The sequence below is a fragment of the Pseudomonas sp. GW821-FHT11G12 genome (assembly GCF_058808055.1).
Genome location: NZ_JBXARH010000001.1, coordinates 1055901 through 1069012, shown reverse-complemented (window position 1 = coordinate 1069012; position 13112 = coordinate 1055901). Strand labels below are relative to the sequence as shown.

Sequence of the window (13112 nt, the reverse complement as noted above, 5' to 3'; positions counted from 1 at the left end):
GGTCATGGATGGAGTCGTCAGCCGCCGATCAACCGCGAGCACCCGGCCAGGCACCGATCAAGACCCGGCGCTTCAGCATTTCGCTGGTGTGGATCGTGCCGATTGTCGCCGTGCTGGTAGGCATTTCGCTGGTGGTGCACAACCTGATGCAGGAAGGCCCGACGATCGTCGTCACCTTCAAGACCGGCAGCGGTCTGACCGCCAACAAGACCGAAGTCAAATACCGCAACGTGGTGGTCGGCCAGGTCTCGGATGTCGAACTGAGCGACGACCAGAAGAGCGTCAACGCCACGATCAAGCTGTCCAAACAGGCCGAAACTTTCACCCGCGAAGACTCGCAATTCTGGGTGGTACGCCCGCGTATCGGCGCGGGTGGCGTGTCGGGCATCGATACCCTGCTGTCTGGCGATTACATTGGTGCGGATATCGGCCAATCGAACGATCGCGCCAAGTATTTCAAAGGTCTGGAAAACCCGCCCCCGATCACCTATGGCGAACCGGGCAGGCGCTTCAACCTGCACGCCTCGGATCTGGGTTCGCTGGACATCGGCTCCCCCGTCTACTACCGCAAGATCCCGGTCGGCCAGGTGGTGGCCTATGCCCTGGACCCCGACGGCAAAGGGGTGAATATCGAAGTGTTCATTCACGCGCCGAACGATGCCTACGTCACGGAAAACACCCGTTTCTGGAACGCCAGCGGCATTGACGTGAACGTCGGTGCCAATGGTTTTGCGGTGAAAACCGAATCGTTGTCGACCTTGCTGGTCGGTGGCATCGCCTTCCGCGCACCCGATTACAGCCCCAACGATGTCGCCGCGGCGGATGAAAAGTCCTTCGATCTGTTCGAAGACCAGATGACCGCCCTCGCCCCGCCCAACGGCAAACCGCAGTACCTGAGCCTGCGTTTCGATCAGTCGCTGCGCGGTCTCAAGGTCGATGCTCCGGTGGAATTCCTCGGTATGGAGATCGGCCGGGTGGTCAGCATCAACCTCGACTTCGACGAGAAAAAACGCAGCTTCCCGCTCAACGTCGGCATCGTGATCTACCCGCAACGTCTGGGACGGGCCCACGAAAAGATGCTCAAGGTGCTCAACCACAACCCGGACGACGAAGCCGCCGGCGTGCGTCTGATCGGCACCTTCATCGATAACGGCCTGCGCGCCCAGGCCCGCAGCGGCAACCTTCTCACGGGGCAGCTGTACATCGCTTTGGACTTCTTCCCCAAAGCCGAAAAAGTCGCGTTTGACCCCACCGCTCGCCCGATCAGCGTTCCGACCGTCCCCGGCAGCCTCGAACAGTTGCAGGAAAAACTCGAGGCCATGGTCGACAAACTCAACAAGCTGCCGGTGGAACGCATCGCCGGCAATCTCGACAGCAATCTGGTGGAGCTGCGCAAAGGCCTGACCCAATTCAACGCCAAGACCCTGCCCGGTGTTCAGAGCACCCTGGCGGACGTGAGCAAGACCCTGCAATCGGCCAGCTCGACCCTGGCCGAAGACTCGCCGCAACGCGAGCAACTGACCCAGACCCTCGACGAACTCGGGCGCATGTCGCGCTCGTTGCGTGAACTGTCGGATTACCTGGGCCGTCATCCGGAATCGCTGATTCGCGGTCGCCCCGACAACGCCGCGCCGCTGGATCTCAAAGGACCGCCGCGCAATTGAGCACAGGAGCTGTCCCATGGCTTTACCGCTGAAGTTCACCGTGCTCGCTGCGTGCCTGCTGCTGGGTGCCTGTCGCAGCGACCCGATCAGCTTTCATACCCTGACCCCGGCGCAACCGGCGGCCGGCAGATCGGGCTCGGACATCGCGATTGAAGGCATCAGCGTACCGCCGCAGGTCGACCGGCCGCAGATCGTCATCCGCCAGGGCAACAGTGGCCTGGCAATTCTGGAAACCGAATGGTGGGGCGCCAGCCTGGCCGACGAACTGCGCAGTGCCCTGGTGGATCAACTGAGCAACGCCGGCGGGTCGCGCAAAGTCTCGGTGCGCATCGACGTGCAACGTTTCGATTCGCTTCCCGGGCAATACGCACTGATCGACGCCAAATGGCGACTGCGCGCAACCGGTGAATCCGACAATGGGCTGCTCACTTGCCGTTCAGTCCTGCAAACGCCGTCCGGGCCGAGCATCAATGAACTGGTGATTGCACAACAGAACAACGTCAAGCGACTGGCTGCGCAGATCACTCAGGCGGCGGGTAATGGACGGGGCTGTCCGCCGGCGTCCTGAGTGGCAGGGCTCAACTTCACGCTGAAGCGGCAACCGTTGGATTCGCCCGTACTCAGGTTCACCTGCCATTGCTGTCGCTTGCAGATCCGCTGCACCAGCGACAACCCCAGTCCGAGGCCCTCTCCCCGCCCTTCGTCACCGCGCACGAAGGGCTGAAATACGGCCTGGCGCTGTTCTTCCGGAATGCCGATGCCACTGTCCTCCACCACGAAGCCGTTGGCCCTTAAGGTCAATCGGACAAAACCCCGATCGGTGTAATGCCAGGCATTACGCAGCAGGTTACCCATCACCGATTGCAGAAACGTCAGGTTGAAACGTTCCATGCAGGGCTGATCCACGTCGTAGAAAAACTCCAGCCCTTTTTCGCGAATCAGTCGGCCCCAGATCTCGCACTGAGCATCGGCAACTTCCTTGAGCGTGACGCAAATATCATTGCCGGCATCATCCTCGGCGCGAGCCAGCATCAGGAAGGTATCGACCAGTTGGCGCATCTCATGGCTGGCCCGGGCGATGCGATTGACCTGTGCGGTCGAACGGGGATCCAGCGACGGATTGGCGAGCAACAATTCACAGGAGCCGCCCAGCACCATCAACGGCGTGCGCAGTTCATGGCTGACATCGCTGGTGAACAGTTTTTCGCGGCTCAGGGTTTCGCGCAAACGCCCCAGTGTCTGATCGAACGACAACGCCAGCTCTCCCACTTCATCCGCCGCATAGTCCGGGTGCAGCGGGGGCGCCAGCACCAACAGCTGATCGCGGTGGCGAACCTGGCGTGCCAGACGAATGACCGGCGCCATCACCCGCCGCGCCAACAACCGACCGAGCATGATCGCCAGCAGGATGCTCAGGAGAAACCCGACCGTAACCACGATGAACAGCAACCGCTCACGTTGTTCGAGGCTTTCCTGATCACGCAGCAGTACGTATTTGCGCCCGCCGACCACCTCGACCATCGCGAAAAAATCGTCGCCGTTGAACATGATTTCCTGGAATCCGGGTGACAGCGCGGCCAGTGACGGAATCAGTGCCATGGGCCCAGGCCCGCCTTCAAAGAAAAACAATTCACTCTTTTCCGGCTGATGACTCCAGCGATTGATGTCATCCATCGCCAGCAAGCGGTGCAGGCCGCCACTCAGGGTGCTGGTGGCCAGTTTGTGTTCGACCACATGCACGGCGGCAACGATGCCCAGCGCGAATACCCCGGCGACCAGGGCGCTCATCAAAGCGAACACGATGACGATCCGTTTCGTCAGGCTTTGCTTGAGATCCATTCGGGTCGATGACTCCACTGCTGATTTCAGACTTCCCGGTCAAAAACAGGCGAGCGCCGCGACATTGACCGAACCTGCGCAGCTTCACCGCAAACATAAACATTTGTTAAGCCAGGCCGGTAAAAAAAGGGTATTTGAGTATGGTTATCAAACACCCGGTTAATTGCGCATTTTCAACTCTCGCAAATTTTTCACATGTTCTTCACTGCCCCCCAACGTGCACAAACGTAATGTTCAGCCAATATTCAAGTTCACAACTATAAAAGTTGGTTAAATCGCCGGCCAATCTCGCCTGCGACGTCAAGGGGCATGCCGTGGAGCGACAGATGCAATTAACAGCGACATATAAACAACGCCGGACGCTGCGACTTGGAAGACTGCTGACCATCATCGGTTCGTTGCTGGTCATTGCGTTGGTCAGCGGCTTCGTCTGGATGACCCGCTCGCCCATCGATCTGGGCCAGGCCGGCCATGCGGCCAAGGCTGATTTGACCAAGGCCTGGCAGGCCGGCGAAGTCGTTGCTCTGGTGCGTCATGCCGAACGTTGCGACCGTTCTGACAATCTTTGCCTGGGCCCGGCCGACGGCATCACCAAGGCCGGCAACGACTCTGCAGCGCTAGTGGGCAAAGGCTTCGTGGCACTGGGCATGCAGCAGGCTCAGGTGTTCACCAGCCCGCTGACGCGTACCGTGCAAACGGCGCGTGCCATGTTCGGGCAGGACGCCACAGCCCAGATCTGGCTTGAGTCCTGTGGTTCTTCACTGCGCAACGACGTGGTGGCGCACAAGATGGCGCAACACAATCTGGTACTGGTCACCCACAGCGGCTGCATCAGCGACTTTGAAAAACAGACCGGTTTCCCCCACGCAATCGCCGCCGATTACGGCAGCACCCTGTTCGTACGCATCGATGACAAGGGGCAACTTAAAGTGCTGGGCATCATGAATGCCGACGCCTGGTCCCAACTCAAAAATCATTAATGCTTTAGTTGGATCGGGCCGGCAAAGCTGAACTTTTTTTCAACTAACCAGCGCTGATTTCATTAATTTGTAATGAGACATGTATCTGCCCCCGACTTACTGGACAACTGTTTTTTTTAAGCTTGGCTTTATCGCGAGAACTTCGGCCTGGAGGTACGACAGTTCTCTGGATACAGGAAACGCCCGACACCTGCATTCATTCAACACGATGACACGCCCGCTCAGGAACGCGCCGGGCAGGTCATCGACACAAGAACTTAGTTCGGTACCAAGGCTCTGTCATGACGTCTGAAAACAACCCGCTGCGACACGCTGCCCGTCATTTTCCCCCAACCACGACTTTCGACCGCTTGGCCATCCCCGGCCTGATTCTGGCTTTCGTGGTGTTTTACCTGCTGCCGTTGATGACTCACGGCCTGTGGATCCCTGATGAAACCCGCTACGGCCAGATCAGCCAGGAAATGCTGCTCAGCGGCAACTGGGTGGCCCCGCACTTCATGGGCATCCGTTATTTCGAGAAGCCGATCGCCGGTTACTGGATGATTGCGATCGGTCAGGCGATTTTCGGTGACAACCTGTTCGGCGTGCGTATCGCTTCGGCGCTGAGTACCGGCGCCAGCGTCTGGCTGACCTACCTGATGGCCCGCCGGCTCTGGAACAACCCGCGCATCAGCGCCGCGAGCGCCCTGCTTTATATGAGTTTCGGGCTGATTGCCGGTCAGGCCGGTTATGCCAACCTCGATCCGCAGTTCACCTTGTGGGTCAACCTGAGCATGGTGGCCGTGTGGTTTGCCATCGACAGCCACACGCCCCGCGCTCGCCTGGGTGGCTGGGCGCTGCTGGGTGTGGCGTGCGGCATGGGCCTGATGACCAAGGGCTTTCTGGCCTTGCTGCTGCCGGTACTGATCGCCCTGCCCTACATGATCTGGCAACGTCGCTTCGGCGAACTGGTGCGTTACGGACTGGTCGCCGTGGTGGTTTGCGTGCTGATCAGCCTGCCGTGGGTGTTGGCTGTTCATTACCGGGAACCTGACTTCTGGCGGTTCTTCTTCTGGCACGAACACATCCGTCGCTTTGCCGCTGGCGATGCCGCGCAACATGCCCGTCCGTGGTGGTTCTATCTGCCGCTGCTGTTCGCCTCCACTCTGCCGTGGGCCGTGCTGCTGCCTTCGACGCTCCTGCGCACCTGGCGTGAAAAGCGTGAGGCGAAAACCGCTTACCTGGCGCTGTGGTTCCTGTTGCCGCTGGCCTTTTTCAGCCTGAGCAGCGGCAAACTGCCGACCTACATCATGCCGTGCCTGCTTCCAATCGCACTCTTGATGGGACAGACCGTGATCAACTGGCTGGATCAGCACAGTGGCCGCGTCCTGCGCCTGAACGGCGTGATCAATACCGTCATCGCCAGCGCTGCGCTGGTAGCGCTGCTTTATCTGCAAGCGACCAAAGAAATCTACGAAAACACCGAGATGTTCAGCCTGTCGCTGGTGTACATCGTGCTGGTGGGCTGGATCATCGCCAACGCCTTGCAGGTGTTGCGACCACTGACGTTGTGGGCGATGCCGGCTCTGGGCATCGGTCTGCTGGTGGCGTTGCTGCCTGCGGCCATGCCGGCGCAGATAGTCAACAGCAAGATGCCTGACCAGTTCATTGCCGAGCATCAACAGGAACTGGGTGAAACCTCATCCTTGCTGAGCAACGACCTGGGTGCAGCCTCGGCGCTGTCGTGGCGTTTGAAGCGGCCGCAAGTGGATCTGTTCAACACGATCGGTGAGCTCAAGTACGGCCTCGAAGACCCGGCCATGGCGGCGCGTAAAGTCACCATGGAAAACGTCGGCCAATGGATGACCGATGCGCGGAAAAAAGGCGCGGTCGGTGTGGTCTTGCGCGTCAACAGTACCCAGGAAGAGCAGGAAGTCGAATTGCTGCCGGTGGACGGCAAGCACTACCGTCGCGGCAATCTGCAGATCTTCATCTTTGCGCAGAGCCAGCCATGACCTTGCGCAACAATGAACGGGGCGCCCTGCTGCTCCTGCTGGCCGCCAGCGCCCTGATGTTGCTGCTCGGCCTGGGCAGCCGCGAGCTCTGGGGCGCGGAAACCCGCTGGGCCAACATCGCGTTGCAGATGCTGCAAAGCGGCGATTACTTCGACCCGTACCTCAAGGGCGATCCCTACTACGACAAGCCTCTGTTGTCGTACTGGCTGATCACCGCAACCGCCTGGCTGACCGGTAGCCTGGATCACTGGTCGTTGCGCCTGTCTTCGGTGGTGTCCGCGTGGTTGAGCGTCTGGCTGGTGTACCTGCTGGGCGAGCGCCTGTTTCGCAAAGGCACCGGCCTGATCGCCGGGTGGATGCTGGCGACCACGTTCTATTTCGTGTTCTGGGCACGGGTCGCCACGGCTGACATCCTGACCGTGTGCGGCGTGTTGGCGGCAGTCTGGTGGTACTGGCGCGGGCCGGAAGACACCCGGTTTTCGCGCTACGTGGTGTTTTGCGGCTTGCTGGCCCTGACCTCGCTGTTCAAAGGCCTGATCGGCTTCATCCTTCCGGGGCTGGTGCTGTTGCCGCATCTATTGAATGAAGGTCGCTGGAAGCGCCATCTCAACCTGCGCCTGCTCGGGGCGCTGCTGGTGGCCGGGGCGTTCTATATGACGCCATTCCTGCTGTCCCATCTCTACGGCGCGCCGAACTACGGGGAAAGCGGCCTGGGATTGGTGCTGAGGGAAAACGTCGTGCGGTTCTTCCAGCCGTTCGACAACATCGGCCCGATCTACACCTATTTGTTGTACCTGCCGGTGTATACCCTGCCCTGGGCGCCGTGCTGGATCATCGCCCTGTGGGTTGCCGCGCGGAACTGGAAACACATCGAACCGGACACCCGCTGGCTGATTCAGGGCCTGGGGTTGTTGATGCTGTTCTTCACCGCCAGCGGCAGTCGGCGCAGTTACTACGTGCTGCCGCTGGTACCGTTCGCACAACTGCTCGGGGCCTGGTGGATCACCCGGCGCATGGCTGCGCGCAATGCCGAAAGCCCGTTCGGCGGGCGTGGCCTGAAAATCGGTTTCGGCGTGGCTACCGTCCTGCTGCTCGGTATTCTCGGCGTGCTTTACCCGTGGACCAACAGCGGCGGCGGCGCGATCCGTTTCGGCGAGACCGTGCGCCTGCAAGCCAGCCAAAAGGCGCCATTGAGTCAGTGGCACATGGTCATGGTCGAGGTGGACAACAAAGTGCCGATGTACCTGCAGACCGGCGGTGCACCGTTCTACTACGTGCCGGAAACCCGGGATTTCCCCCGTGATGGCGATGCCGCCGCGATGTTCGAGTGGCTGGAGCGCACCAGCGGCCGGCATTGGGATCCGCAACGGACCATCTTTGTCGCCCAGTACCGCACCGGCGATCCGGTGCCACTCGAGCAGCTCGGTCGCGACCATCAAGTCATCACCACCACCCCGACCCGCGGCGAACAAGTGTTCCACGGACGCGAAGATCAAAGCGTCGCCTACCTCCCCCAAGGCTCCTGAAAGACAACGCCGGGTTCGCCCGGCGTCCCCGCCAAGTGACTGCTAACCTGAATGGCAATGACATGTATTAACGGTTTGTTTGACGTTTTTTTCTCATTTGCCTCTCTACATTGCCAGCCAGCCAACATATGCAAATCATTCGCATTGAAATTTCCTCGCGAACGGTTGCCCATAACGTCTAAAAAACAGGAGCTGCCCCGTCATGAGTTCATCCATTCCGTCCTTTCTGAAGCACGCTGCTCTGGCGACGGCGCTGCTGGCTGCCGGCCAGGTGTTTGCCGCCGACTCGGTTGGTATCGTGGTCTACAACGCCCAGCATGAAACCCTGACCAAGGCGTGGGTCGCCGGCTTCACCGAAGAAACCGGGATCCCGGTCACGATCCGTAACGGCGACGACACGGAAATGGGCAACCAGATCGTGCAGGAAGGCGCATCTTCTCCGGCAGACGTGTTCCTGACGGAAAACTCCCCGGCGATGGTGCTGGTGGACAATGCCAAGCTGTTCGCCCCGGTGGCCCCGGCCACCCTTGAACAAGTGGGCGCAGCCTATCGTCCGGCGCACGGCCAGTGGGTCGGCATCGCCGCTCGCTCTACCGTGTTCGTCTACAACCCGGCGAAACTGGCGGAAAAAGACCTGCCAAAATCCCTGACGGACCTCGCCTCCCCAGCCTGGAAAGGCCGCTGGGCTGCCTCGCCTGCCGGTGCAGATTTCCAGGCCATCGTTGCCGCCGTGCTGGAACAGAAAGGCGAAGCCGCCACCCTTGAATGGCTCAAGGGCATGAAAGCCAACTTCACCGCCTACCGTGGCAACAGCTCCGTGCTCAAAGCGGTCAATGCCGGGCAGATCGACAGCGGCGTGATCTATCACTATTACTACTTCGTCGATCAGTCCAAGACCGGCGAAAACAGCAAGAACACCGCTCTGCACTACTTCAAGCATCAAGACCCGGGCGCGTTCGTGAGCATTTCCGGCGGTGGCGTGCTGGCGTCCAGCAAGCACAAGGACGAGGCTCAGAAATTCCTCCAGTACATCACTGGCAAGCAGGGCCAGGAAGTTCTGCGCACCGGCAACTCCTTTGAATACGCCGTGGGCAAGGACGCAGCATCCAACGCCAAACTGGTGCCGTTGAAGGATCTGGACGCGCCAAAAGTCGACGCATCGAAGCTCGACAGCAAGAAAGCCGTCGAACTGATGACCCAGGCAGGACTGCTGTAATTGATGCCTGAAACTTTACCGGCGGGGATCGCTGCGGCGCCCCCCGCCAACCTTTCACGCAGGACCCGCGCCCTCAACGGTCGCGGGAGCCCTTGGGTGGTCGTGCTGGCGATCGGTGTGTCACTGCTGTCGTTACTGCCGATCGGTTTTGTCATCGGCGTGTCGTGGTACACCGGTTGGGCGACCATCGAAGCGTTGATCTTCCGCCCCCGGGTGGCCGAACTGCTGATCAACACCGTATTGCTGGTATTGATCACCCTGCCAATCTGCATTGTGCTCGGCACCACTCTCGCCTGGCTGACCGAACGCACCAATCTGCCTGGGCGACGATTGTGGTCACTGCTGGCGGTCGCGCCGCTGGCGGTGCCGGCGTTCGTGCACAGTTACGCGTGGGTCAGCCTGATTCCGTCGATCAATGGATTGCCGGCCGGCGTGCTGGTGTCGGTGATCGCCTATTTTCCGTTCCTTTATCTGCCGATCGCGGCGACATTGCGTCGCCTCGACCCGGCGATTGAAGACGTGGCCGAATCCCTCGGCCTCAAGCCGTGGGCGGTGTTCTTCCGGGTGGTCTTGCCGCAATTACGGCTGGCGATCTGTGGCGGTGCGCTGTTGGTGGGTCTGCACCTGCTGGCCGAGTACGGCCTGTACGCAATGATCCGCTTCGATACGTTCACCACCGCCATTTTCGATCAGTTCAAATCCACCTTTAACGGTCCGGCCGCCAATATGCTCGCCAGTGTATTGGCGCTGTGCTGTCTGGCGATGCTGACCGTTGAATCCAGCGCCCGAGGCCAGGCACGTTATGCCCGGGTCGGTTCCGGCAGCGCCCGCGAACAGCGGACCGTGCGCCTCAAACGTGGCACCGCCGCGCTGGGCCTGTGTCTGCAAGTCCTGACCTGCCTGCTGGCGCTCGGCGTCCCGATGCTGACGCTGGGCAAGTGGCTGATCGCGGGCGGCGCCGAGGTCTGGCAAGGCGAAGAGCTGTTGCCGGCGCTGCTTCAGACCCTGTCGTTCGGTGTGGCCGGGGCGTTGTTGACCAGCCTTGCCGCGATTCCGATTGCCTGGCTGTCGATCCGCGCGCCCGGCAAGCTGCAGCGTCTGCTTGAAGGCTGTAACTACATCACCAGTTCTCTGCCGGGGATTGTCGTGGCACTGGCGCTGGTCACCGTGACGATCCACTTCGCCCGGCCGATCTACCAGACCACCATCACTGTGCTGCTGGCGTACCTGCTGATGTTCCTGCCGCGAGCGCTGGTCAGCCTGCGTGCCGGTTTCGCCCAGGCGCCGGTGGAGCTGGAAAACATCGCGCAAAGCCTCGGTCGCTCGCCCCTGCGCGCCTTGTGGCTGATCACCCTGCGCCTGGCCGCGCCCGGTGCGGCAGCGGGTGCCGCGCTGGTGTTCCTGGCGATCACCAATGAATTGACCGCAACCCTGTTGCTCGCGCCCAATGGCACGCGCACCCTGGCCACCGGTTTCTGGGCCATGACCAGCGAAATCGACTACGCCGCCGCAGCGCCTTACGCGCTGCTGATGGTGGTGCTTTCGCTGCCGCTCACGGCCATCCTCTATCACCAATCCAGGCGCAGTGCCGGCCGATGAACGCTCTCGACATCATCAATCTCAGCAAATCCTTCGGCGCGCAAACGGCGCTGGACACCATCAACCTGTCCGTTCCGACTGGCAGCCGCACCGTGATCGTCGGCCCGTCAGGCTCCGGCAAGACCACGCTGCTGCGAATGATCGCCGGGTTCGAATTTCCCGATGCCGGCAGCCTGACGCTCAACGGCCAGACGCTGGTCGACAGCACCCACGCCGTGCCCGCCTACCAGCGGCAGATCGGCTATGTACCGCAGGATGGCGCGCTGTTTCCGCACATGACCGTGGCGGACAACATCGGTTTCGGGCTCAGCGAGACCGGCAGCGCCAGAACCGAGCGCATTCGGGCGCTGATGGACAGTGTGGCCCTGAACGCCAACATGGCCGCGCGCTGGCCCCACGAACTGTCCGGTGGTCAGCAGCAACGGGTGTCACTCGCCCGGGCACTGGCCCAGCAACCACGCCTGATGCTGTTGGATGAACCCTTTTCCGCCCTCGACACCGGCCTGCGCGGCGCCATGCGCAAAATGGTCGCCCGCCTGCTCGAAGAGGCCGGTGTGACCACGATTCTGGTCACCCACGACCAAAGCGAAGCGCTGTCGTTTGCCGACCAGTTGGCCGTCATGCGTGACGGACGACTGGTGCAATCGGGGCATCCAATGGACCTCTACCGCTATCCGGACGACGAGCAGACCGCACGTTTTCTCGGCGAAGCGGTGGTCATGCCGGCGCGGATCGAGGCCGGCTGGGCCCATTGCGATCTGGGACGGATCGCGGTGAACAGCAACGGTTTCTCCGGCCCGGCGCAGATCATGCTGCGCCCGGAACAGCTTCAGCTGTCCGACCTTCCCGCCGACTCGGAGGGCTGCAATGCCGTCGTCACCGAACGCGACTTCGGCGGCAATACCTGCACCCTGACGGTCGAACTTTGCGCCAGCGTCAACGAAGAAGCTGGCCGCTCGCTACTGGTTCGCAGCACGGGCATGCACGCGCCACCGGCCGGCAGCGCCGTGCAACTGTCGATACTTGGGGCCGCCCACGTCTTCGAAGCGTCCTGACGTTCAGCTACAGATCGAAACGATCCACGGCGCGGCGCCGCTCGTTGTCGTCGCGCACGTCGTAGTTGGCGGTCGTCTGGATATTGCTGTGGTGCGCCAGTTTCTGGGCAATCGACAGGTCGTGCTCCTCGATCACCCGGGTGATGAATGAACGGCGGAAATCGTGGGGCATGATCTTCACCCCGACCTGCGTGCCGCGCTGGCGGGCGATGTAATAGATCGCATGTTTGGTGATGCGCTCGCGGGTGATGTGGCTGCCACGGCGGATGCGGTTGAACAGAAACGCATCGTCGCTTTCACCTTCCTTGAGCTCGGAACGGCGAAATTCCAGCCAGGTATTGAGTTTGGCGAACGCCCAGGCCGGTGCGTACTTGATCAGTTGCTTGTTGCCCTTGGCGTTGACGCACAGGCTGCGTTCAGTGAAATCCACCTGGTTCAAATCCAGGTCCACTGACTCGGATTTACGCATTCCGGTGCCGTACAGCAGCGCAATCACGGCAGCGTCACGCAGCCCCTGCGGGCGCGGGTCGGCGGCGCAGACTTCCATCAGTTCGTGAATCAGCGTGCGCTTCAGATTGCGCCCCTGAGACAGTCGCGTGCCGGCGATGCCCTTGACCGAACGCATTTTCAAAAGATGATCCTGAGTGATCAGGCTCATGCGCCAGGCTTCGTTCATCACGCCGCGAATGGCATTTACATAAAGTGAAGAGGTGTTGGGGGCATAGTTGTCTGCACGCAATGCCGCGACTAACGCCACAACATCTTCGGGTTGTAAGGCGTGCCACGGAATGTCCTCGACATTCATGTCTTCAAAGCCGAGACGGTCGGCGGCATCCTGCAAAACGTAACGCATGGTGAGTTGGCTGGAGGGTGCCAAACGCGCCAGATACAAGGACAAAGGGTTACTTTTGATGGATTCTGAAGGGGTAACGGATAAGCTGCTCAAACGAAAGGCCTTGAGTAAAAACAGTCCAGCACAACAACTAACAACTGCAATGAACTTGATGTAAAGAAGAGTCTTGTAGTAGGACTTTTCCGATAAAACCGCAGAAGTCTGAACAGCGGCTGTATGAATTCCAGATAAACGATTCACCGACCGGTTTTTCATATTCCTTTCACAAAATCGGGAATAACCTTAGGTGGATAGGTCCTCAGTCGGTACCGCCCAACCTGCCGGGCAACGCCTGAAAAGTCAACCAACCCCCGACGTCTTGCTGCTCCAGCAACTCGTTGATGCAA

At 60.6% G+C, this 13112-nt stretch carries 10 protein-coding genes; 8 read left to right on the top strand and 2 right to left on the bottom strand.

Going from position 1 to position 13112, the window contains the following annotated elements:
* Positions 1 to 8 precede the first annotated feature (8 nt).
* Both AC1RR7_RS04830 and AC1RR7_RS04825 read left to right on the top strand, forming a co-directional pair.
* A complete protein-coding gene (locus tag AC1RR7_RS04830; RefSeq protein WP_102620021.1) occupies positions 9 to 1664 on the top strand; it encodes a PqiB family protein in 1656 nt (551 codons plus the stop codon).
* Between the two features lie 16 nt (positions 1665 to 1680).
* Complete coding sequence (locus tag AC1RR7_RS04825) at positions 1681 to 2232, top strand: PqiC family protein (protein ID WP_192558054.1); 552 nt, start codon at positions 1681 to 1683, stop codon at positions 2230 to 2232.
* On the opposite strand, the gene AC1RR7_RS04820 is transcribed toward AC1RR7_RS04825, so the two are convergent.
* Positions 2190 to 3503 carry a sensor histidine kinase gene (locus AC1RR7_RS04820; RefSeq protein WP_273536268.1) on the bottom strand — a complete coding sequence of 438 codons (1314 nt, stop codon included), beginning with the start codon at positions 3501 to 3503 and terminating at the stop codon, positions 2190 to 2192. The two genes, AC1RR7_RS04825 and AC1RR7_RS04820, sit on opposite strands and share 43 nt — an antisense overlap.
* Before the next feature lie 326 nt (positions 3504 to 3829).
* On the opposite strand from AC1RR7_RS04820, the gene pmrG reads away from it, so the two are divergent.
* From pmrG to AC1RR7_RS04790, 6 genes are all read left to right on the top strand, one after another.
* Positions 3830 to 4483, top strand: coding sequence for a lipopolysaccharide core heptose(II)-phosphate phosphatase PmrG (gene pmrG, locus AC1RR7_RS04815; protein ID WP_102620024.1), 654 nt, complete (start codon positions 3830 to 3832; stop codon positions 4481 to 4483).
* Between the two features lie 281 nt (positions 4484 to 4764).
* Positions 4765 to 6477, top strand: a complete 1713-nt coding sequence (arnT, locus tag AC1RR7_RS04810; protein WP_493156352.1) for a lipid IV(A) 4-amino-4-deoxy-L-arabinosyltransferase — start codon at positions 4765 to 4767, stop codon at positions 6475 to 6477.
* Positions 6474 to 8003, top strand: coding sequence for an ArnT family glycosyltransferase (locus AC1RR7_RS04805; protein WP_493156350.1), 1530 nt, complete (start codon positions 6474 to 6476; stop codon positions 8001 to 8003). The genes arnT and AC1RR7_RS04805 overlap by 4 nt, the downstream gene beginning before the upstream one ends.
* 202 nt (positions 8004 to 8205) lie before the next feature.
* Positions 8206 to 9219 carry an iron ABC transporter substrate-binding protein gene (locus AC1RR7_RS04800; RefSeq protein WP_096821454.1) on the top strand — a complete coding sequence of 338 codons (1014 nt, stop codon included), beginning with the start codon at positions 8206 to 8208 and terminating at the stop codon, positions 9217 to 9219.
* Between the two features lie 3 nt (positions 9220 to 9222).
* A complete protein-coding gene (locus AC1RR7_RS04795; protein WP_096821607.1) occupies positions 9223 to 10818 on the top strand; it encodes an ABC transporter permease in 1596 nt (531 codons plus the stop codon).
* On the top strand, positions 10815 to 11873 hold the full coding sequence (locus AC1RR7_RS04790) for an ABC transporter ATP-binding protein (protein WP_493156348.1): 1059 nt from the start codon (positions 10815 to 10817) through the stop codon (positions 11871 to 11873). Before AC1RR7_RS04795 ends, AC1RR7_RS04790 begins: the two co-directional genes overlap by 4 nt.
* A gap of 7 nt (positions 11874 to 11880) precedes the next feature.
* Here AC1RR7_RS04790 and AC1RR7_RS04785 read toward each other — a convergent pair whose 3' ends face one another.
* On the bottom strand, positions 11881 to 12819 hold the full coding sequence (locus AC1RR7_RS04785; RefSeq protein WP_493156346.1) for a site-specific integrase: 939 nt from the start codon (positions 12817 to 12819) through the stop codon (positions 11881 to 11883).
* Positions 12820 to 13112: the final 293 nt, after the last annotated feature.